We start from the raw sequence: 19,958 nt of genomic DNA on the forward strand, positions 1-19,958 counted from the left end.
ACAATCTGCTCCTTTCATTCCGGCAGCTTGGTGCTGCCTGGCGTTCTCTGCAAAAGAATGCAAAGAATAGCTTTATCTATTATCGGATTTTTTGCCTCAGATGTCAATAACTACAAAAGCTTTCCGTCATACAAATTTTGTCCGGAGACGATTATTTCGTCATAAAGCCTCACCTTGCTGACCGAACCCTCGGTCCCTTCGGGCAAAACAAGGATGTAATCGCCGTCTGTGATCAGCGGATGGTCTGCATCCACCGGGTCGATCCGGCAGAAGCGCGCGATGTTGCCAAGCTTGACGTAAACGCCGGGAACATAGTTCTCGCCCTGTGTCTCGGCCTCGGTCCCGTCCTCCTTCAGATAGTGCACCGCTGCTGCAGGCACCCGCAGGCCGCTGTGCTCCCCTACCGAGATCCGTGCGGCAGCCCGGTTCAGGCACAGCACATCCCCGTTGATGGAGTTGCAGGTGAGCACAAAGCGTGCAAGGCCGCTGTCCGCATCAATGCTCACTTCGGCAACGGTCGCCTTCAGGCCGTTTTCCATCCGTCCCGGAAAGCTGATCTCCACCGCAGAGCGCAGCGGCTTGCCGTCCTGCCCCAGCAGCTTTTCTCCCTGCTTTGCGCTGCACACGCCCACATAGCGCCATGTAAAACCGGCTACGATCTTACCGGCGCAGCCATCCAGTGCGATCACCGGGTCGGAATCCAGATAGCCCTGCAGCTCCTGCGCACTCAGTGCAAGGATGTCGTCCGCGCCGGCATTGAGTCTGCCGCTGCCGGAAGCCCGTACAAAGTAACCGGTCTGCGGCGCAGCGATCTGGGTGGGACTGCCCAGCTGAGCCTGCACGCTCTGGGCCTGCTGGACCAGAGCCGTGATCTGATCGGTAAAGTTTGCAGCATCACCGGTGACGACCCAGAGCTTGTTCTGTGCAAGCTGATAGGCATTGGAGTCATCATCCACTGCCTCGTAGTCGCCGTCATCCAGTGTATCCAGCAGATCATACAGTGCGCCAGCGCGTTCTTTTAAAAGGCTGTCCAGCTGCAGGGCTGCCGTGTTCTGGGATCTCTGCAGCAGATCGATCTGGTCATTCAGCTGGGTCAGCTGCTGGCGCAGCGCGGCCTGCGATGCATTGCTGTAGATCTCTGCCACCGCAGTGCCTGCGGAAACGCGCTCACCGTCCGCCGCAAGATATCCAAGGTTTCCGCTGCCTGCCACATAGCTTTCGTCAAACAGCAGCACGCCGTCTGCATCCACGGTATCCGAAATGACCGCAGGCAGTGCCGTTTCATAGACATTCTGCGGGAACAGGACATGCATGGCCTGATAGAGCACATACCCTGCAGCCAGCAGCAGAAATGCGATCAGCACCCCTGCCAGCGTGGCAAATCCATGGGATGCACGGCCCTCCTTCCGGGTCTCGTCCGGCATATCGATCACCCTTTCGATAAAAATTCACTCACTTGATGGATGGCAGTCTCCGCCGCATCCGGTGCACCGGCATCCAGCCAGACCACACCGTCCATATGACGGAACCATGTCAGCTGGCGCTTGGCATAGTTGCGGGACGCCTGCTTGAGTTTATCTGTACAGGCTTCCAGCGGAGCCGTACCTTCAAAATACGGGAAGAATTCCTTATAGCCAATGGCCTGCGCCGCCGTGCGGAAGCGTTCGCGGCTGCGCCAGACGTACTCTGCCTCTGCCAGAAGGCCCGCTTCCAGCATCTTGTCCACCCGCAGATCGATGCGGCGGTAAAGGGCCGCACGGTCCGGGAAATCCAGTCCCAGGATCAGGCTGCGGTAGGGTCGTTCCTGCGGAAGGGAATCTGCCTTCTGTTCGCTGAGACGCCTGCCCGTAGCGCGGTAATGTTCCAGTGCGCGCAGCACGCGCACCTGATTGTTCGGATGGATGGCCGCTGCGGCTTCCGGGTCGGCCCGGCGCAGCTCTTCGTACATGGCCGCACCGCCTTTTTCGGCAAGCTCCGCCGCCAGCTGCTCCCGCAGGCCGGCAGGCGTTTTCTCCTCGGCAAAGCGCACCCCGTACAGAAAGCTCTGGACATACAGGCCCGTGCCGCCCACGAGAATGGGCAGATTTCCCCGTGCCGAGATCTCCTGTTCCAGCGCTGCAGCCATAGCCGTAAAATCTGCCACACTGAAAGTCTTGTCCGGCGGCAGGATGTCCACGCCGTGGTGCGGGACGCCGCAGGTCTCCTCCGGCGTCACCTTTGCGGTGCCGACGTCCAGCCCCTGATAGATCTGCATGGAATCGCAGCTGATGACCTCGCCGGAAAAATGCCTTGCCAGCGCCACGCCGAGAGCGGTTTTGCCTGTGGCAGTGGGACCCACAACGGCTACGACCGGATGTTTACACGATGCGTCCAAACTGCTTTTCCAGCTCCTTTCGGGTCAATTTCAGTACGCAGGGGCGTCCGTGCGGGCAGAAGGGCGGCACCTCGCCGGAAAGGATTTTTTCGGCCAGCGCCAGCAGCTCCTGCGGCGAGGACTTATCCCCCGCTTTGATGGCTGCACGGCAGGAGATGGAATGCAGCACCCACTCGGTGTGCTCATTCAGCGCATCATGGCCGCCCTTGAGCAGCTTATTTGCGATCTCCACCAGCAGGCTTTCTGCATTCTGCGGCTCCACATCTGCAGGCACCGCCCGCAGCACGACCGTGTTCCCGCCAAAATCTGCAATTTCCAGTCCTGCATTTTCCAGCAGCGGAATGTTGTCCAGCAGCGCCTGCTTTTCCTCTGCCGACAGATCGATGGCAGCAGGCTCCAGCAACAGCTGGCCGGGCACATTGCCGTAGCTGGCCGCCAGCTTCTCATAGAGCTGGCGTTCATGGGCAGCATGCTTATCGATCAGGCACAGCTCGTCTCCGCGCTCTGCAAGGATGTAGGTCTTAAACACCTCACCCACATAGTGCAGCGGCTCCGGCTGACCGGCTGTCGGGTCAAAGTTCAGCTGCTCCGGCTCTGCTGCTTCCGCCGACAGTTCTTCTGCCGGACATGCAGCAGCGGTACGCTTTTGCTCTGCCGGTCCATCCGGGCTCTCCGGCGCGGAAGGCGCTGCCTTGTTTTCCTGTACCGCAGACACTGCATCCCATGCCGCCATGTGATCCTGCGCCACATGGATTTTTGCATTCTCTTGTCCAGCCAGTTCCGGCTCTACGTCCAGCTGTGCCTCGCTGGCTGCAGCGCGGAAGGGTTCTGCCGTCCGGGGGTTTTCCGCTTCCGGACTGTGCAGCGTCACGAAGGGGTCCAGCATGGGAGCATTCTGCGTGCCGCTCTGCCAGCGGGGCGCAGCGGTCGGCGCGGCTTTTCCTACCGGCTCCGGCCGCAGAGCGGGCCGTTCCTCCGTTTTTGCCGGTTCCCAGCGCTGCTGCGGCAGGGTGCCCGGGTCCGCCTGCCCGGGAATGATGGCGGAAAGTCCTGTAAAGTTATTTTTCTTTACACTGTTTTCAATCTTTTTATCGATTGTTTTTTCATTTTCAGACTTTTCATCTGCATCAAAGGTGAAAAGCCGTTCGCCGGTGCCGGGCTGAGCCAGTGCCAGCTTGACGGCGTGGTAGACCACATCAAAAATATCATTTTCCCGGGCAAAACGCACTTCCACCTTTGCCGGATGGACGTTGACATCCACAAGGTCTGCCGGCATTTCCAGCAGAAGGATGCCGCCCGGGAACTTGCCCTGCATCATGGTGCCCTTGAAGGCCATCTCCATGCCAGCCATCATGGTGCGGTTGCGCACATAGCGGCCATTGATGTAAAAATGCTGCATACTCCGGCTGGCGCGGCAGCTTTTGGGCGGGGTGATCAGGCCGGTGATGCGGTACACACCCTCCTGATTTTTCAGCTCGATGAGGTCCCGGCTGAACTCCCGGCCCAGAACCGCATAGGCCGCGCTGCGCAGCTGACCGTCGCCGGGGGTGACATACTGCAGCTTGCCCTCCCGGATGAATTTGACACTGACCTCCGGGTGGCTGAGGGCCACATGGGCGATCGTATCCGCCACAAAGGTGCCCTCGGAAGAGTCCTTTTTGAGGAACTTCATGCGGGCGGGGGTGTTGTAGAACAGATCCTTCACCCGGATGGTAGTACCCACCGCACGGGCACCCGGCTCCCGGGAGATCTCTTCCCCGCCCTCGATGCGGTAGACGGTGGCAAACTCGTCTGCCTCGGTGCGGGTGGTCAGCTCCACGCGCGCCACGCTGGCAATGGATGCCAGTGCTTCGCCGCGGAAGCCCAGCGTGTGAATGCTGTTCAAATCATCCGGCTTTTCGATCTTGCTGGTGGCATGGCGGATAAACGCCGTGGAAATGTATTCCGCCTCAATGCCGGTGCCGTTATCGCTGATCTCGATCAGCTTGACGCCGCCGGATTCAATGCTGACCGTCACCTGCGCAGCTCCGGCATCGATGGAGTTTTCCAGCAGCTCCTTGACCACTGACGCAGGCCGCTCGACCACCTCGCCAGCGGCGATCAGTTCGGCGGTGTGCTTATCCAGAACATGGATCACTGCCATGGTGTTCCCTCCTTATGGTTTTTTCGGGCAGGCTATCAACTGTTCAGGCTGCCCTTCAGGGTCTTTTTCAGCTCGTAGAGGAAGTTCAGTGCTTCAATGGGGGTCAGCGTTTCCACATCCAGTGCTTCCAGCTTTTCCATCATCTCACTGGGAACCGCCGGAGAGTTGTACTCCTGCAATGCGTCAAAATCCATCTGCTCCACCTTGTTTTTGGGAGCAGCAGCTTCCAGCGCACGCAGCACCTCGTGGGCGCGGCGGGTCACGCTGCCGGGCAGGCCTGCCAGCTTTGCCACCTCAATGCCGTAGCTGTCATCTGCAGGGCCGCGCACGATGCGGCGCAGGAAGGTGATGTCCTCGCCGCGTTTTTTCACCGCAATATTGTAGTTTTTTACGCCGTCCACGCTGCCTTCCAGCTCGGTCAGCTCGTGGTAGTGGGTGGCAAACAGGGTCTTGCAGCCAAGCCCCTTGGCCGGGTCCGAAATATGCTCCACCACCGCACGGGCGATGCTCATGCCGTCAAAGGTGGAGGTGCCGCGGCCGATCTCGTCCAGCACCACAAGGCTTCTGGAGGTGGCATTTTTCAGGATCTCTGCCACCTCGGTCATCTCCACCATAAAGGTGGACTGACCGGCAGACAGATCGTCCGACGCACCGATGCGGGTGAAGATGGCGTCCACCACGCCCACATGACAGCTGGATGCCGGCACGAAGGAACCGATCTGCGCCATCAGCGCAATCAGTGCATTCTGACGCATATACGTGGATTTACCCGCCATGTTGGGTCCGGTGATGATCAGGCAACGGTCGGTAGTGCAGTTGAGGGTGGTGTCGTTGGGCACAAACAGGCTGCCCTTGAGCATCTGCTCTACCACAGGGTGACGGCCCTCCGTGATGGTCAGCTCGTCACTGTCATCCACAACGGGGCGGCAATAGTTGTTTTCTGCCGCCGCCTGCGCCAGTGCAGTGAGAACATCCAGCTCTGCAACCGCGTTTGCCGTGCGCTGGATGCGGTCCAGCTGAGCGCTGATGCTTTCCAGCAATTCGCTGAACAGGCGGTGTTCCAGCGTGATCAGCCGCTCGTGCGCACCTAAGATCTTGCTTTCCAGCTCCTTGAGTTCCTGCGTGATGTAGCGCTCGCCGCTGGTCAGGGTCTGCTTTCGGATATAGGTCTCCGGCACCTGCGCCTTGTAGGAATTGCTGACCTCGATATAGTAGCCAAACACATGGTTATAGCCGATCTTCAGCTTGGGGATGCCGGTTTCCTGCCGCAGACGGGCTTCCAGCTGCGCCAGAACGCCCTTGGTGTTGTCGCGGATGGAGCGCAGCTCGTCCACCTCGGCATGGTAGCCTTTGGCAATGACCCCACCATCCTTGAGGGTGGAAGGCGCTTCCGGGTCCACCGCCGCATAGATGCGGGCCTTGATATCCTCCAACGGGTCGATCTGTGCTGCCAGCTCGGAAAGCTCCGGGCAGCTGCAGGCTTCAGCCTGCCTGCGCAGACCGGGCAGACGGTCGCAGGTCTGGGCCAGCGTATAGATCTCCTTGGGTGTGGCAGAGCCATAGACCGTTCGGGTCATCAGGCGTTCCATATCCGCAATGTAGTGCAGCTCTTCCACAAGATCGCCCCGGGCCATGGTCTGCTTTACCAGACTTTCCACAGCGTTCAGGCGGTGGTTGATGAGTGCGCTGGAAACAAGCGGCTGTTCGATCCAGCTGCGCAGCATACGCTTGCCCATGGAGGTACTGGTCTTATCCAGCACCCAGAGCAGTGTCCCCCGCTTTTCGCGGCCGCGCAGGGTCTCGGTCAGTTCCAGATTGGCGCGTGTCACCGGCGAGAGCCGCATGAACTGCGCCTTGTTGTAGCTGATGACCGTTTTCAGACGCTCGACGCCCTTGATCTGGGTATCGTGGAGGTATTCCAGAAGCGCTGCCATGGCAAAGCGCACAAGGCCGTCGGCGGCAATGCCGGTGGTCTGCGTCCAGTCGCGGCCAAACTGATTTTCCAGCGATGCCGCCACAAGGCCCGGCGCATAGCGTTCCTCTTCGATCAGCTCCACCGAACAGGTCATGTTCTTTTTGATGTACGCCGTCACCTCGCGGCAGTCCAGAAGGCCCGGATTCATCAGAACTTCGCTGGGATGATAGCGACACAGCTCTGTGATCACAGCCGGTGCCGTTTTATCCGCGTTCAGCTCGGTGATATGCGCCGTGCCGGTGGAGACATCTGCAAAGCACAAACCGGCTTTTTTCCCCTTGAGGAAGATGCTGGCAATGTAGTTATTGCGGTCGTCCTGCAGCATGCTGCTCTCAATGACCGTGCCGGGCGTGACCACACGGATGATGTCCCGCTTGACAAGGCCCTTGGCTTTGGCCGGGTCCTCCACCTGCTCACAGATAGCCACCTTGTAACCCTTGGCGATCAGCCGGGCCACATAGCCTTCGTAGCTGTGGAAGGGCACACCGCACATGGGCGCACGCTCGGCCTGACCGCACTGCTTGCCGGTCAGGGTCAGATCCAGCTCTTTGGATGCCGTGAGGGCATCATCGTAGAACATCTCGTAAAAGTCACCGATGCGGTAAAAGAGAATTTCGTCTTTATGCTGTTTTTTGATCTCAAGATATTGCTGCATCATGGGCGACAGCTCTGCCATGTTATTTCCCTCTCCCGTTCTGTGCATAGTTTGCGGCTTGTAACCGCTGCGGCAAACAAAACGCGGTCTGTTTTGCACAGCCGCGTTCTGTCGAAGTTTTTGGCTCGAAAGTCGTTTTCATCCCGCATTCCTCGTCAGCCTGCCAAAAATCAGGCTGCGGCTGTTTTGCCGGAAAGAAGCACCGGCACACCGGTGTTCATGCGTTATGAAATGAACTTCTCAGTGGCAGCCGCCGCAGGTGGAACAGCTGCCGGTGCAGGAAGCAGAAGGCTCCTGTACCGTCATGGGGTCGCCGCCATTCATGGCAGTGTTGATGATGGCATCAATATAGTTCACAAGGTTCTCGCAGTCGCGCTTGGCCTCGTTGTAAGCCACCATGCCTTCGTTGCCCATGATCTGGCCGTACAGGTTGTTCACCTTCTCGTTCAGCTCGGCGATGCGGGCATCGTTGCGCTCGCTCTTGCCGATCTCGTTGTTCAGATCCATGCGGGCGAGGTTGAACTCGCCGATCATGTTCTGCAGCTCTTCGTCCTTATCGTTTGCCTTGCGGGTCTGATCCAGAACGAGGTAGCGGCTATCGGTCTGCAGCGCAACGGCTGCGCGCTTGAAAAGATCAATGCAATCCATTTGAATGGTCTCCTTCTTATTTATACGTTCAGGGGCACTGCCCCGGAATCACTCAGGCAAGCTCACCCAGCAGCACAGTCGCCCGTGCGCCCGTGAGATGTACGTTGGCATAGCTGCCCATCAGGGAAGCATCTGCGGCAAATTCTACGGTCAGGTTGTTATCCAGCCGGCCGGAAAGGCTTCCCTCACTGCGTCCGAAGCCCTCCACCAGCACCTTCACGGTCTGGCCCACCTGCGCCTTGACCAGCGACATGGCGATCTCGTCCTGCAGCTTGAGCAGGCGGGTCATGCGGTCGGTCTTTTCCTTGCGGGGGGTGGGATCGGGCATTTCGGCAGCCTTGGTGCCGGTGCGTTTGGAATAGATAAAGGTGAACAGCTGCATATAGCCCACCTTCTGCACCAGCTCCAGCGTCTTGACAAAATCCTCCTCGGTCTCGCCGGGGAAGCCAACGATGATGTCGCTGGAAAAGGTGATGCCGGGCACCGTTTTGCGGGCATATTCGATGAGCTCAAGATACTGCTCCACGGTGTAGTGGCGGTTCATCTTCTTCAGCAGTTCATCCGAGCCGCACTGCACCGGCAGATGCAGGTGCCTGCACAGCTTCGGCTGGGCGGCAATGGTGTCGATCAGCTTGTGGCTGGCATCCTTGGGGTGGCTGGTCATAAAGCGGATGTGGTAATCGCCGGGCACCGTGCACAGCAGGTTGAGCAGATCGGAAAAGTCCACCTTTTCTTCCAGACCCTTGCCGTAGCTGTTGACGTTCTGCCCCAGCAATGTGATCTCCTTATAGCCTGCCTCCACAAGACCGCGGAACTCGGCAAGGATATCGCCGGGCTTGCGGCTCTTTTCGCGGCCGCGCACATAGGGCACGATGCAGTAGGTGCAGAAGTTGTCGCAGCCGTACATGATGGGCAGCCATGCGCGGAACTCACTCTCACGCCGGATGGGGATATTCTCCACGATGACCGGGCGCTGGGCGGGCTCCATCAGCACACGCTTGTGCTTCTGTAGCTTCTGGGCAATGAGCTGCGGCAGGGTGTCGATGCCATCCACGCCAAACACGAGATCGACGTAAGGGTAGCTCTTACGCAGCTTTTCCACCACATGCTTCTGGTTCGCCATGCAGCCGCACAGGCCGATGATGAGGTCATGCTTTTTTTCCTTGAGTCCCTTCAGGGCACCTACGTTGCCGAACACACGCTGCTCGGCATGCTCACGCACGGCGCAGGTGTTGAAGAGGATCAGGTCGGCGTCCTCGGGCTTATCGCACAGGCCATAGCCGATGTCCATCAGCACGCCCTTGATCCGCTCGCCGTCGTTCACGTTCTGCTGGCAGCCATAGCTGTGCACAAAAGCCAGCGGCGGCGTATCATAGGCCTGCTTTACCAGCTCAGCGGCGATGTTATTATGTTCAAAACTAATGTATTCCAATCAAACCATCCTTCTCCGCCGGGAAGCTTCTCCCCGCACGGCGAAACTCTTTTTTCTGCCTTTGCAGAAAGCTCTCTTTAGTATACGCTCTTTGCGCGTTTCGGGCAAGGGGTAGTGCGCAATTTTCCCAAAGGTCACTGCATATTTTCCTGCATCTGTGCCTCACAGCAGGCTTCGCACACGCCAATGAGCACCACAGCGCAGTCCTGCACGCAGCCCTTCTGGTTCCTGACCAGCTTCATCACCTGTTCTTCGTCCACCTCGGCGTCGGTCACGCTGCCGCATACCGTGCAGTACAGGTGGCTGTGCCAGGGCAGCGTGTGGTCAAAGCGGTCTGCCTTGCCCGGGATGGAGACCCGGCGCACCCGGCCCGCATCCACAAGACTGTTCAGGTTGCGGTACACGGTGCCAAGGCTCAGGCCCGGGCACTCCTTGACCGCAGCATCATAAATTTCCTCGGCGGTGGGGTGGTCGCACAGGGCCTGTACGGTCTGCATGACCAGCTCGCGCTGTTTGGAATATCGCATAACTTCTCCTTTGCTTTCTCCTCATACAAAAAGTCTTGTTCAGACGTTTTCTTCGCCCTTGATCTTTGCCCAGTAGGCCCGGGCAGCCTGCTCATTTTTGTTGTCGCCAAAGGTATAGTATTTCACATCTTTGATCGCATCCGGCAGGTATTGCTGTGCCACCCAGTGATGATCGTAGTCGTGGGCGTATTTGTAGTTTTGGCCCTTCACCAGTGCATCCTCACCATCATAGTGTTTGTTCTGCAGCTGGCGCGGGATAGGCCCGGTGCGGCCCGCCTGCACATCCGCAATGGCTGCATTGATGGCATCGTGAGCACTGTTGGATTTGGGACTGGTGGCCACCAGAACAACGGCGTCTGCCAGCGGAAGCCGCGCCTCCGGCAGGCCCACCATATTGGCGGCATCCACCGCTGCCTTCACGATGGGGATGATCTGCGGGTAGGCAAGGCCCACATCCTCACAGGCGCACACCATCAGACGGCGGCAGGCCGAGGGCAGGTCGCCTGCTTCCAGCAGACGGGCCAGATAGTGCAGCGCCGCATCCGGGTCGGAGCCGCGCATGGACTTCTGGTAGGCTGACACGATATCATAGTGGTCGTCGCCCTCCCGGTCATAGCGCATGGCTGTGCGGCGGGTGACCTGCCGGATCATTTCCAGCGTGATGTGCTTTTTTCCGTCCTCGATGGGTGCCGCCGTTACCGCAAAATCCAGACAGCCCAGTGCTTTGCGCAGATCGCCGCCTGCGCTCTCTGCAAGGTAGGCACAGGCATCCTCGTCCATATCAAGCTCCGGTTCCCCGTCTCCCGAGAGCTTTTTCACCGCATTGTGCAGACCGCGCTCCACATCCGCTGCAGACAGGGCCTTGAACTCGAACACCGTGCACCGGGACAGCAGCGCATTATAAATGTAGAAGTACGGATTTTCGGTGGTGGATGCAATCAGCGTCACCGAGCCGTCCTCAATGCATTCCAGCAGGCTCTGCTGCTGCTTTTTGTTCAGATACTGGATCTCGTCCAGATACAGCAGGATGCCGCCCGCTCCCGCCAGCGTACCGATGTCCTTGAGCACCGCCTTGATGTCCCCTGTACCGCAGGATGTGCCGTTCAGCTTGTGCAGCGTCATACCGCTGTTTTCTGCAATGATGCGGGCCACGGTGGTCTTGCCCGTGCCGGATGGGCCATAGAAGATCATATTGGGGATACGTCCGCTTTCGATGGTACGGCGGAACACCCTGTCCGGTGCCAGCAGATGCTGCTGGCCACAGACGTCTGCCAGAGTTTTGGGCCGCAGGCGCTGCGCCAATGGTTCGTTCATCGTGTTCCCTCCTCCCATACCGGGCAAAGAACCCGGTATTTTTCTATAGTATATCGCATTTATGCGGCGAGAGCAATACTTTATCTGAAAATCATTCTCAGATAATCCCCGGCTGCAGTTTACAAAAAATGCAAAACATGGTATTATCATCTTAGCTTTTTGTCAAAGGAGGTGGAACAATGTCTGTTCGCCAAAAAGTGCCGGAGGATCTTACCGCCAGGAAGGCTCTGGCATTGGAGGTCATTGACCGTCTGAAAAAAGAGTATCCGGATGCCGGATGCACCTTGGACTACGCCCATGCATGGCAGCTGCTTGTCAGTGTCCGGCTGGCCGCGCAGTGTACGGATGCCCGCGTGAATATCGTGGTCGAGGACCTGTTCGCCAAATACCCCAGTGTAGCCGCACTGGCTGCCGCAGAACCGGAGGACATCGAAGCCATTGTGAAACCCTGCGGCCTTGGGCACTCCAAAGCGCGGGATATCTCCGCCTGTATGCGGATGCTGCGGGACAAATACGATTGTCAGGTCCCCGCCACTTTTGAAGAACTGCTGGCTCTGCCCGGCGTGGGCCGCAAGAGCGCAAACCTCATCATGGGCGATGTGTTTGGCAAGCCAGCCATCGTGACAGATACCCACTGCATCCGGCTGTGCAACAGGATCGGCCTTGTGGACGGCATCAAGGAGCCGCAGAAAGTAGAAATGGCCCTGTGGAAGATCATCCCGCCCGAGGAAGGCAGCGATCTGTGTCATCGTTTTGTGATGCATGGCCGGGCTGTGTGCAATGCGCGCAAACCGGAATGCGAACACTGTTGTTTGGAGGCCATCTGCCGCTATGCGCAGGAGCAATCCGATACACAGACGGCAGGATCATAAATTTCAGGAGGTATTGATATGTTCGGTTTCATCTTCAGTCTGCTGGTCGGTGCACTGGCCGGTTACATTGCGGGCCGCATCATGGGCAGCGAAACTTCCACCCTGCGCAACATTGTGCTGGGCATTCTGGGCGGCTTTGTGGGCAGCATCCTGTTCGGCCTGATCGGCCTGAGTGCTACCGGCATCGTGGGCGAGATCCTCGTGTCCGTTGTGGGTGCCTGCGTCTGCATCTGGATCGGCCGCAAGCTGTTCAAGTAATTTTTCACTTTATATCATGACTGCTCTTTGAGTTTTTCTCGAAGGGCAGTTTTATTTTATCAAATGCATCTTTCGCACCATTGCAGGCGCAAAAATCCGGCCTTGACAGTATTCCGGAAGTATGATAAAATGTTTTCCGTTATCAGGCCTGTGTGCTACTGTGGCTCAGCTGGTAGAGCAGCTCACTCGTAATGAGCAGGTCGCCTGTTCGAATCAGGTCAGTAGCTCCAAGAATCCTACGGATTTGCGTTGAAAATCGCAATGTCCGTAGGATTTTTTGTTTATATTTTGGTGTTTTCAAAAAAAAAAACACAGTACAAAACCCAGCGCTGCCTGCAAAATGGCGCAAAGAAAAAGCACGCAAATACAAACGTATCAGCGTGCTTTTTAGTGCGGGTAGTGGGGGTCGAACCCACACGCCTTGCGGCACAGGAACCTAAATCCTGCGCGTCTGCCAATTCCACCATACCCGCAAATGTGTATTTGTGCAACTTTAAAGAAACTGCTCTAATATAGTATCAGTTCCATGCACAAAAGTCAATCACTGCACTGATATTTTCACCTGCTCCCGCGCATACTATCGCCGGACAGTCGTATCATTCTGCGACGCCGGAAGGGGGTCCCCATGCGCAGAGCAAAACTCCGCCGCTTTTTCCGCATTGCGGCAGCTTATCTTCTGGTTGCCATTCTGGCCGCGCTGGGATGGCTCTGGCACAGTCTGCCCTCTGAGATCCTGCTGGAGCCCGGGCAGTCCCTTTCCCTGCCCCGCTTTTCCTTCATCGAGCCTCTGCGCAGCACCGGCTCCCGCAATGCCGCCAGCACGCAGGCTGTGGGCAGCTATCAGGTCACTTTGTCGCTGGGCGGCTGGCTGCCCATCAAAACCGTGCGCGCCCTTGTGGAGACCCGGCCTGCTGTCACAGTCTGCGGCACACCTTTCGGAGTCAAAATGTTCTCAGAGGGCGCACTCATCGTGGGCTTTTCCGATCTGAACACGGCCGAAGGCACCATAAACCCCGCCAAGAAAGCCGGGCTCCGGCTGGGTGACCGCGTGGTGCGTATGGACGGCGTTCTGACCGAGACCAACGATGCGGTGCACGATGCACTGGAAGCCGCAGCAGGCGCCCCGGTGCGGCTGATCTATATCCGCGAGGGTGAACAGTTCCAGACTCAGCTCACGCCCGCATGGGACAACACCGCCGGGCAGTGGCGCGCCGGGATGTGGGTGCGTGATTCCTCCGCAGGCGTAGGCACCATGACCTTTGTGGACAACGATGCCGGGGTGTTTGCCGGTCTGGGGCATCCCATCAGCGACAGTGATACCGGCGAAAGCGTTGCGCTGCGCAGCGGCGAGATCGTCCCCTGCCAGATCGTGGGGTGTACCGGCGGCACCGTAGGCAGCCCGGGTGAGCTGAAGGGCCGCTTTCTGAGCACCCATGCGCTGGGCAGTATCTGCATCAACGGCGAGACCGGGGTCTATGGCCGGACACGCACTGTATTTTCCGGCCCGGAAGCAGAGATCGCTTTTGCGCAGGAGATCGTGCCCGGCGATGCAGAGATCTGGACCACAGTGGACGGAGAAGCGCCCCAGCATTACCAGATCCGCATTGAAAAGGTAAACGATGCCGACCCGCACCGCAACATGATCCTGCATGTGACGGACCGGAGGCTTCTGGCAAAGACCGGCGGCATCGTGCAGGGCATGAGCGGAAGCCCCATCCTGCAGAACGGCAGGCTGGTGGGTGCCGTGACCCACGTACTGGTAAATGACCCGACACGCGGCTACGGCATTTTTGCGCAGACCATGCTGAAACAGGTGCATTCCATTGAAAAAACAGACGATGACGCGCAGCCATAAAGCTGATTTGCAAAAAAATTTGCGCGTTTCGATTTTCTTTGCCAAAATTTACCAATATAAACCGTTGAAAGTTCTGGAAAATTATGGTAAAATCCATGGTGTTAAGGGAACTGCACACATTGGAGGAAACAACCATGGACAAAGTGAGATTTTTGATGTCAGACACTGGTGCACAAATTACGGCCGCCTGCCGTGAGGCACTGGAGCAGAAGGGTGTGGATGTGACCGTCGTGGAAAAGGACGGCAACAAGGTGCTGCAGAAAATGCTGGCTGTGCGTCCGCAGGTAGTGCTGCTGGACGCCTTTATGCCCGGACTGGATGCCCTTGCAGTCAAGCAGCGCTACAATGCCGCCGGGGAACGGCACACTTCCTTCTTCGTGACAGGCGCTTTCCAGAGCGAGGAAATGGTTCAGGAACTGCTGGATGAGGGCTTCTCCTACTATTTTGTAAAGCCCTTTGATGAGACCGTGCTTGCCGCCCGGGTCCTCAAGGTTGCGCTCGGGACGGAAAACCGCATCCTGCACACCAGCGTGGACAGCGATGAACTGACCGTGACCGAGATCCTGCACCAGATCGGCGTGCCTGCCCATATCAAGGGCTACCAGTTCCTGCGGGATGCCATCCTGCTCACCATGAACGAGCCGGAGTACATCAACGCTGTGACCAAGCGCCTCTACCCGGAAATCGCCAAGAAAAACGGCACCACCGCCAGCCGGGTGGAGCGCGCCATCCGCCACGCCATCGAGGTGGCATGGGACCGGGGAGACGTGGACACCCTCAACAGCTACTTCGGCTACACCATCCATAACCTGCGCGGAAAACCCACCAACAGCGAGTTCATCGCGATGATAGCCGATAAGATGCGGCTGGATAAACGGCAGCGGGTGGGGTAAGTGTCGTTCCCGCACAATTCAGCGTTCCACCGTTTTTATTGATACAAGTTGTTCCATAATCTTCCTGCTTAAAAGCCGATGCTGCACGCACCGGCTTTTTCTTTGGGTTCCTGTCTTTCATAGAATCCACCGTCGTTCATATTCTGATAAGAGCAAGCCATGCAGGCAAAGGAGGTTTTGCCCTTGAAACGATCAGAATACCTTGCCCGGCGCAGGCGGGCCAGAGTTGCGGCGATGATGTTGTTTGCCCTTATCATGGGGTTTGTATCTGCTGCGCCGCCGGTTGTCACCGGATGTCAGGCGCAGGATCTGACCCCGGTACCGGACACCTCGGTGCTCTCCCCTGCCATCTCTGTTCCGGTGCAGGCAGAGCCCGCTGCCCCTGTTCTTCCGGAAAAGTGGGTCTGCCTGACCTTTGATGACGGCCCCAGCAAGACCACGCCGGATGTGCTCAATGCCCTGAACGCCGCAGGGGTGCACGCCACCTTTTTTGTGGTGGCTACCGGCCACAACGAAAAGTATTTGCCCTTGCTCACCGAAGCGGTCAGTGCCGGACATCAGATCGCACTGCACTCTGCTTCCCACGAGTACAGCGATATCTACCGCAGCAGCGAAGCCTACTGGGCGGACATTGTACTGCTGAAGGAGCGCATTGCTCCCTATGTGGACGCAGAAAGCATCCGGTATCTGCGGTTCCCCGGCGGCAGCACCAACACAGTGAGCCGACGCTACGGCGGGAAAGGCCTGATGAAGCAGTTGAAAGCCGAAGTAGAGCAGAAGGGCTGGCAGTGGGTGGACTGGAACGTCTGCGCCGAGGACGCCGTAGGCGGGCATCCAAGCGCGGACACCATTTACCGCAATGTGGTGCGGGAGACCGGGCAGCAGACGAACTGCATCGTTCTGATGCACGATTCCGCCACCACCCGCACCACCGCCGAGGCGCTGCCCGACATCATCCGGTGGTATGCGGATCAGGGTTTTGCGTTTTTGACGGTGGCCGAAGCGCTGCCGATTGGGTAAACAATTTTAATGGCCTCCGTTTCACTCTGGCCATATTCAGAGGAAAAATATTTTTATTTGTGTTTGTCGCGGCCTGCGGGCCGCGACAAACACTCTTTCACGAATAGGGGCCAACCGGAATAGCTGCATTTTTTCTCTGCGGCTCCTTCGTGAAAAAGCAAAAGGGAAGCGTCCGCAGACGCTTCCCTTTTTGCAAGTTAAAACGATTTTCCGCTAAGAATAGCAGAGCGCACGCGGAGCCATTTTCAAATCACTCGTCCGCGTTCTGGCAGAACAGCGAGAAGGTACGGTAGGCCATGTACAGGTCGGTCTTGTGGATGACCTCGAAGGGCGAGTGCATGGACAGCACCGGCACACCGATGTCCAGCACAGGAATACCCCGGTTTGCCACATACTTGGCAATGGTGCCGCCGCCGCCAAGATCCAGACGGCCCAGTTCACCGATCTGCCACGCCACATCGTTGGCGTCCAGCAGGCGGGTGATGTCCCCTACCAGCTCGGCGTTGGCATCGCTGGCAGAGCTCTTGCCGCGGCTGCCGGTATACTTGAAGAATGCCACGCCGCGGCCGGCGTAGGTGCCGTTCTGCTTTTCAAAGGCACCTGCCCAGGACGGGTCGTAGGCAGCGGTCACGTCCGCAGACAGGCAGACGCTGTTGCGGAAAGCAAGGATATCGTCCTGACCGGCAGCGCGGCACAGCAGCTGCATGAAGTGGAACACATACATGCTCTGCATGCCGGTGACGCCGTCGGAGCCGATCTCTTCCTTATCGGTCAGCACGCAGACAGTGGTGTGCACCGGGTCTTTGGTCTCGATCTCTGCCATCAGTGCGGGATAGGCGTCCACCCGGTCATCGTGGCCGTAGCCGCCCACCATGGCGCGGTCAAAGCCCACGTCCCGGGCCTTGTAGGCGGGCACCACCTCGATCTCGGCACGGGTGAAATCCCGCTCGGTGATGCCGTACTTTTCGTGCAGCAGCATCAGGGTGTTGAGCTTGACGGCTTCCTTGATGTCGGCATCCTCCACGGCATCGGAGCCGATGAGGACGTTCAGCTCTTCCGCCTTGATGCCCTCGCTGAGCTTGCGGTCGTTCTGCTCGGCACCCAGATGGGGCAGCAGGTCGGTGATGCAGAACACGGGGTCGCTCTCATCCTCACCCACGCACACCGAAACGCTGGAACCGTCTGCACGGGTGAACACGCCGTGGATGGCCAGCGGCATGGTGCCCCACTGATACTTGCGGATGCCGCCGTAGTAGTGGGTCTTGAAATAACTGAAATGGTCGGCCTCGTACAGCGGATTCGGGCGCAGGTCCAGCCGGGGGCTGTCGATGTGGGCAATGACCAGCCGGAAACCCTCCTCAAAAGATCTCTGGCCGATGGTAGCGGCCACCACCGCCTTGTGCTCCTGCACAAAGTAGATCTTCTGGCCGGGGGCATAGGTCTTTTTCGGCTCGAACTTCTCATAGCCGGCTTCCAGCAGCATTTTTTCGCTGACGGCAGCCGCTTCGCGCTCGGTTTTGGCGGCGTTCAGAAACGCCTTGTAGCCCTCGGCAAAGGCTGCGGCTTCCTTCTTGACGCCGGTGCTCTTGTCGGCAGCATACTCCGGCTTATAAAGCAGCTGTTCGGCAGCCTGCTTTGCGGTAAGTTTTTCGCTCATTTTTCTTATCTCCTCTCAGCTTCCTGCATAGATGCGCTGATATTCCGCATAGCAGAAAGTGATCTTTTTTACGTAGTGATTCATCTGGCTGTAAGGGAAGCCCTGCAGGGTCTCGCCGTCTGCGGAGTGCTCTTCCATCTGCAAAAGAGCATCCACCGTGCCCCACCCGCTGTGGTAAGCGGCAGCAGCAGTGGCAACATCGCCGTTGTAGCGCTCCATGCACAGGTGCAGGTAATAGCATCCGAACCGGATGCTGGTCTCCGGGTCATAGAGATTTGCAAAGAGCAGGCCTTCGTCCGGTGCGATCTTGCTGCGCAGCCAGATAAAGGTCTCCTCGGTCATCTGCATCAGGCCCCGGGCATCCACAGTGGAGGTGGCCTGCGGGTCAAAGCCGCTTTCGGTGCGGATGAAGGCATCCACCAGAAGCGGGTCAAGGTCGTAGGTGTCGGCCCACTGCTCCACCAGCGCTTCGTACTTGCGGGGGTATAAAAGCCGTTCTGCCCTGCCCCACAAGTTGGGCACCAGCACAAACAGCAGGATCAGCGCCATGCCCAGCAGGAACAGCCTGCGGCTGCGCATTTTTTTGCGGCGGCGTGCCTTCTGGGCGCGGAGAGCGCGGCGAATGCGGGCCGCCTCCGGGTCGTACTGCGGTGCAGGATCTTGTTCGTTATATCGTTCGTTCAAAGCTCTTTTCCCGCACCTCCTTCTGCCAGAAGCTTCCCACACAGCTCCTCAGCCGCAGCCTGCAGGTGTGCAAGGTCTGCGTCGTTGCGCAGAACGTAGTCTGCCTGTGCGGTGAGCACGGTTTCCGGCGTCTGTGCGTTCAGGCGGCGGGCAGCCATTTCGGCCGAAATGCCGTCCCGGGCCACGATGCGGGCCACACTGGTCTCAAAAGGTGCCGTGACCACGCACAGGCGGTCGCACTCGGCCTGTGCCGCAGTCCCCACGATGACCGCACCATCCAGCACGAACAGCGGTGCTCCGCCATCCAGCGCCGCCTGCTTTGCCCCACGGATGCGGCGGACGATCTCCGGATGGGTCAGGCTGTCCAGCGCTGCTTTGCCCTCAGGGGTGGCAAAAGCGCGGTCGGCCAGCAGGCGGCGGTCCAATGTGCCGTCCTGTTTTAAAATGTCCGCGCCAAACCGCTGCGCCAGCTTTGGCAGCAGCGGCGAGCCGGGCAGCAAAATTTCGCGGCTGATTTGGTCGGCGTCGGCCAGCGGCACGCCGTGGGCCGAAAACACCGCCGTGACCGTAGATTTTCCGCAGCCGCTGCGGCCGGTGATTCCCAAACAGATCATAACTCGATCACCCGGAAAGCCGCAGCGCGGATCAGGCGGTTGTACACCGCCATGGAAAGGCCGTCTTTTCTGGGGCAGCGGGCGTAGACCACCGCATCCCCCTGCTCATCCAGCGCACGCAGAGAGCGGAAGATGTGCTTTGCCTGATCGGCACCGTCCCCCTCGCGGCCATATTCCACGCAGGGCACACCCAGCTTTTCTGCCTCGCCGGTGAAGCACAGGCAGCTGGGATTCTGGTCAGCGTGGGCGTCCACATATGCCTTGAACTGCTCAAAGGTGCCGTCCAGCAGGGTCACATCTGCCTTGGGCGCATAGTGCTTGTACTTCATGCCGGGGCTGCGCACCACAGCACCCTCCGGCAGCTTTTCGAGGATGGCCTTGGACACCTCCACCTCTTCACCGAGGGCACGCTCGAGGTCTTCCAGCGTGATGTGGCCCGGGCGGAACAGGGTGGGCTTTTCGCCTACCACCGACACCACGGTGCTTTCCACGCCCACATCGCACTCGCCGCCGTCCAAAATCAGCGGCAGGCGGCCGTCCATATCGGTGAACACATCCTGCGCGTTGGTGGGGCTGGGCTTGCCGGAAAGATTGGCGCTGGGGGCGGCAAAGGCGCAGCCGCTCTTTTCAATGACTGCACGGGCCACCGGGTGGCTGGGCATCCGGATGCCCACGGTGTCCAGACCTGCACAGCACTCCGCTGCCACCTCCGGGCCGCGGGGCATGATGATGGTGAGCGGGCCGGGGCAGAACGCCGCCATCAGCAGCTGGGCGCGCTCCGGCACCTCGCTGACAAGGCCGGGCAGCATTTCCGGGCCGGTGACATGGACGATGAGGGGATTGTCCTGCGGACGTCCCTTCGCCACAAAGATCTTTTTGACCGCCTCGCCGTTGCGTGCATCGGCGGCAATGCCGTAAACCGTCTCGGTGGGCAGCGCCACCAGCTCGCCTTTCTGCAGCAGGGCGGCCGCTTTTTCAATGCTTTTTTCTTCTGCAGCGGATAAAACTTCAGTCTTAAATTCCATACGGATCATCGT

Annotated in this window: 18 protein-coding genes and 2 tRNA genes; 7 read left to right on the forward strand and 13 right to left on the reverse strand. The window is 58.7% G+C overall.

Annotated elements, in window-relative coordinates:
- Nucleotides 1-110 precede the first annotated feature (110 nt).
- From ACKXF9_RS11075 to ACKXF9_RS11110, 8 genes are all read right to left on the reverse strand, one after another.
- Entirely contained in the window at nucleotides 111-1,424 is a 1,314-nt protein-coding gene (locus ACKXF9_RS11075; RefSeq protein WP_418266214.1) for an HlyD family efflux transporter periplasmic adaptor subunit, read from the reverse strand.
- Between the two features lie 5 nt (nucleotides 1,425-1,429).
- A complete protein-coding gene (miaA, locus tag ACKXF9_RS11080) occupies nucleotides 1,430-2,374 on the reverse strand; it encodes a tRNA (adenosine(37)-N6)-dimethylallyltransferase MiaA (protein ID WP_418266215.1) in 945 nt (314 codons plus the stop codon).
- Nucleotides 2,358-4,517 carry a DNA mismatch repair endonuclease MutL gene (gene mutL / locus ACKXF9_RS11085; RefSeq protein ID WP_418266216.1) on the reverse strand — a complete coding sequence of 720 codons (2,160 nt, stop codon included), beginning with the start codon at nucleotides 4,515-4,517 and terminating at the stop codon, nucleotides 2,358-2,360. The genes miaA and mutL overlap by 17 nt, the downstream gene beginning before the upstream one ends.
- A gap of 35 nt (nucleotides 4,518-4,552) precedes the next feature.
- Nucleotides 4,553-7,168, reverse strand: coding sequence for a DNA mismatch repair protein MutS (gene mutS / locus ACKXF9_RS11090; protein WP_418266217.1), 2,616 nt, complete (start codon nucleotides 7,166-7,168; stop codon nucleotides 4,553-4,555).
- Nucleotides 7,169-7,387: 219 nt separating this feature from the next.
- Nucleotides 7,388-7,795, reverse strand: a complete 408-nt coding sequence (locus tag ACKXF9_RS11095) for a YlbF family regulator (protein ID WP_348583565.1) — start codon at nucleotides 7,793-7,795, stop codon at nucleotides 7,388-7,390.
- A 52-nt stretch (nucleotides 7,796-7,847) separates the two neighbouring features.
- Nucleotides 7,848-9,227: a tRNA (N6-isopentenyl adenosine(37)-C2)-methylthiotransferase MiaB gene (gene miaB / locus ACKXF9_RS11100; RefSeq protein ID WP_339394807.1), complete on the reverse strand. Its 1,380-nt coding sequence runs from the start codon at nucleotides 9,225-9,227 to the stop codon at nucleotides 7,848-7,850.
- A gap of 134 nt (nucleotides 9,228-9,361) precedes the next feature.
- A complete protein-coding gene (locus tag ACKXF9_RS11105; protein WP_249238654.1) occupies nucleotides 9,362-9,754 on the reverse strand; it encodes a Fur family transcriptional regulator in 393 nt (130 codons plus the stop codon).
- A 39-nt stretch (nucleotides 9,755-9,793) separates the two neighbouring features.
- Entirely contained in the window at nucleotides 9,794-11,068 is a 1,275-nt protein-coding gene (locus ACKXF9_RS11110; protein WP_418266218.1) for a replication-associated recombination protein A, read from the reverse strand.
- Between the two features lie 179 nt (nucleotides 11,069-11,247).
- On the opposite strand from ACKXF9_RS11110, the gene ACKXF9_RS11115 reads away from it, so the two are divergent.
- From ACKXF9_RS11115 to ACKXF9_RS11125, 3 genes are all read left to right on the forward strand, one after another.
- Nucleotides 11,248-11,940, forward strand: a complete 693-nt coding sequence (locus tag ACKXF9_RS11115; protein ID WP_418266219.1) for an endonuclease III domain-containing protein — start codon at nucleotides 11,248-11,250, stop codon at nucleotides 11,938-11,940.
- 18 nt (nucleotides 11,941-11,958) lie between these two features.
- Complete coding sequence (locus ACKXF9_RS11120) at nucleotides 11,959-12,198, forward strand: GlsB/YeaQ/YmgE family stress response membrane protein (RefSeq protein WP_418266220.1); 240 nt, start codon at nucleotides 11,959-11,961, stop codon at nucleotides 12,196-12,198.
- Between the two features lie 154 nt (nucleotides 12,199-12,352).
- Nucleotides 12,353-12,428: transfer RNA gene (locus ACKXF9_RS11125), tRNA-Thr, on the forward strand.
- Between the two features lie 161 nt (nucleotides 12,429-12,589).
- Here ACKXF9_RS11125 and ACKXF9_RS11130 read toward each other — a convergent pair.
- Nucleotides 12,590-12,671 (reverse strand) — tRNA-Leu (locus ACKXF9_RS11130).
- Between the two features lie 152 nt (nucleotides 12,672-12,823).
- On the opposite strand from ACKXF9_RS11130, the gene spoIVB reads away from it, so the two are divergent.
- The 4 genes from spoIVB to ACKXF9_RS11150 all read left to right on the forward strand — a co-directional run bounded on the left by spoIVB (nucleotide 12,824) and on the right by ACKXF9_RS11150 (nucleotide 15,966).
- Nucleotides 12,824-14,053 (forward strand): SpoIVB peptidase, encoded by a 1,230-nt coding sequence (spoIVB, locus tag ACKXF9_RS11135; protein WP_418266221.1) that lies wholly within the window; start codon nucleotides 12,824-12,826, stop codon nucleotides 14,051-14,053.
- Nucleotides 14,022-14,249 (forward strand): hypothetical protein, encoded by a 228-nt coding sequence (locus ACKXF9_RS11140; protein ID WP_418266381.1) that lies wholly within the window; start codon nucleotides 14,022-14,024, stop codon nucleotides 14,247-14,249. The genes spoIVB and ACKXF9_RS11140 overlap by 32 nt, the downstream gene beginning before the upstream one ends.
- Nucleotides 14,188-14,946, forward strand: coding sequence for a sporulation transcription factor Spo0A (spo0A, locus tag ACKXF9_RS11145; RefSeq protein WP_418266222.1), 759 nt, complete (start codon nucleotides 14,188-14,190; stop codon nucleotides 14,944-14,946). Before ACKXF9_RS11140 ends, spo0A begins: the two co-directional genes overlap by 62 nt.
- A gap of 183 nt (nucleotides 14,947-15,129) precedes the next feature.
- On the forward strand, nucleotides 15,130-15,966 hold the full coding sequence (locus tag ACKXF9_RS11150) for a polysaccharide deacetylase family protein (protein WP_418266223.1): 837 nt from the start codon (nucleotides 15,130-15,132) through the stop codon (nucleotides 15,964-15,966).
- 250 nt (nucleotides 15,967-16,216) lie between these two features.
- Here the strand turns inward: ACKXF9_RS11150 and ACKXF9_RS11155 are convergent, their stop codons facing one another.
- The 4 genes from ACKXF9_RS11155 to ACKXF9_RS11170 are packed head-to-tail and all read right to left on the reverse strand — an operon-like array spanning nucleotide 16,217 to nucleotide 19,946.
- The gene (locus tag ACKXF9_RS11155) at nucleotides 16,217-17,623 is read right to left on the reverse strand and encodes an aminopeptidase (RefSeq protein ID WP_418266224.1); all 1,407 of its coding nucleotides are present in this window, start codon (nucleotides 17,621-17,623) and stop codon (nucleotides 16,217-16,219) included.
- A 15-nt stretch (nucleotides 17,624-17,638) separates the two neighbouring features.
- Complete coding sequence (locus ACKXF9_RS11160; protein ID WP_339394800.1) at nucleotides 17,639-18,307, reverse strand: lytic transglycosylase domain-containing protein; 669 nt, start codon at nucleotides 18,305-18,307, stop codon at nucleotides 17,639-17,641.
- A complete protein-coding gene (coaE, locus tag ACKXF9_RS11165) occupies nucleotides 18,304-18,921 on the reverse strand; it encodes a dephospho-CoA kinase (RefSeq protein WP_418266225.1) in 618 nt (205 codons plus the stop codon). Before coaE ends, ACKXF9_RS11160 begins: the two co-directional genes overlap by 4 nt.
- Nucleotides 18,918-19,946, reverse strand: coding sequence for an L-threonylcarbamoyladenylate synthase (locus tag ACKXF9_RS11170; protein ID WP_348583575.1), 1,029 nt, complete (start codon nucleotides 19,944-19,946; stop codon nucleotides 18,918-18,920). The genes coaE and ACKXF9_RS11170 overlap by 4 nt, the downstream gene beginning before the upstream one ends.
- Between the last annotated feature and the right edge of the window lie 12 nt (nucleotides 19,947-19,958).

It is taken from the genome of Faecalibacterium sp. 9 (genome assembly GCF_048320955.1).
Taxonomy (GTDB): domain Bacteria; phylum Bacillota; class Clostridia; order Oscillospirales; family Ruminococcaceae; genus Faecalibacterium; species Faecalibacterium wellingii.

What these genes read in the sequence shown, in the direction of transcription:
- ACKXF9_RS11075 (WP_418266214.1), bottom strand. Translation starts at nt 1,424, where the DNA reads ATGCCGGACGAGACCCGGAAGGAGGGCCGTGCATCCCATGGATTTGCC.
- mutL (WP_418266216.1), bottom strand. Translation starts at nt 4,517, where the DNA reads ATGGCAGTGATCCATGTTCTGGATAAGCACACCGCCGAACTGATCGCC.
- mutS (WP_418266217.1), bottom strand. Translation starts at nt 7,168, where the DNA reads ATGGCAGAGCTGTCGCCCATGATGCAGCAATATCTTGAGATCAAAAAA.
- ACKXF9_RS11095 (WP_348583565.1), bottom strand. Translation starts at nt 7,795, where the DNA reads ATGGATTGCATTGATCTTTTCAAGCGCGCAGCCGTTGCGCTGCAGACC.
- ACKXF9_RS11105 (WP_249238654.1), bottom strand. Translation starts at nt 9,754, where the DNA reads ATGCGATATTCCAAACAGCGCGAGCTGGTCATGCAGACCGTACAGGCC.
- ACKXF9_RS11110 (WP_418266218.1), bottom strand. Translation starts at nt 11,068, where the DNA reads ATGAACGAACCATTGGCGCAGCGCCTGCGGCCCAAAACTCTGGCAGAC.
- ACKXF9_RS11115 (WP_418266219.1), top strand. Translation starts at nt 11,248, where the DNA reads ATGTCTGTTCGCCAAAAAGTGCCGGAGGATCTTACCGCCAGGAAGGCT.
- ACKXF9_RS11120 (WP_418266220.1), top strand. Translation starts at nt 11,959, where the DNA reads ATGTTCGGTTTCATCTTCAGTCTGCTGGTCGGTGCACTGGCCGGTTAC.
- spoIVB (WP_418266221.1), top strand. Translation starts at nt 12,824, where the DNA reads ATGCGCAGAGCAAAACTCCGCCGCTTTTTCCGCATTGCGGCAGCTTAT.
- spo0A (WP_418266222.1), top strand. Translation starts at nt 14,188, where the DNA reads ATGGACAAAGTGAGATTTTTGATGTCAGACACTGGTGCACAAATTACG.
- ACKXF9_RS11155 (WP_418266224.1), bottom strand. Translation starts at nt 17,623, where the DNA reads ATGAGCGAAAAACTTACCGCAAAGCAGGCTGCCGAACAGCTGCTTTAT.
- coaE (WP_418266225.1), bottom strand. Translation starts at nt 18,921, where the DNA reads ATGATCTGTTTGGGAATCACCGGCCGCAGCGGCTGCGGAAAATCTACG.
- ACKXF9_RS11170 (WP_348583575.1), bottom strand. Translation starts at nt 19,946, where the DNA reads ATGGAATTTAAGACTGAAGTTTTATCCGCTGCAGAAGAAAAAAGCATT.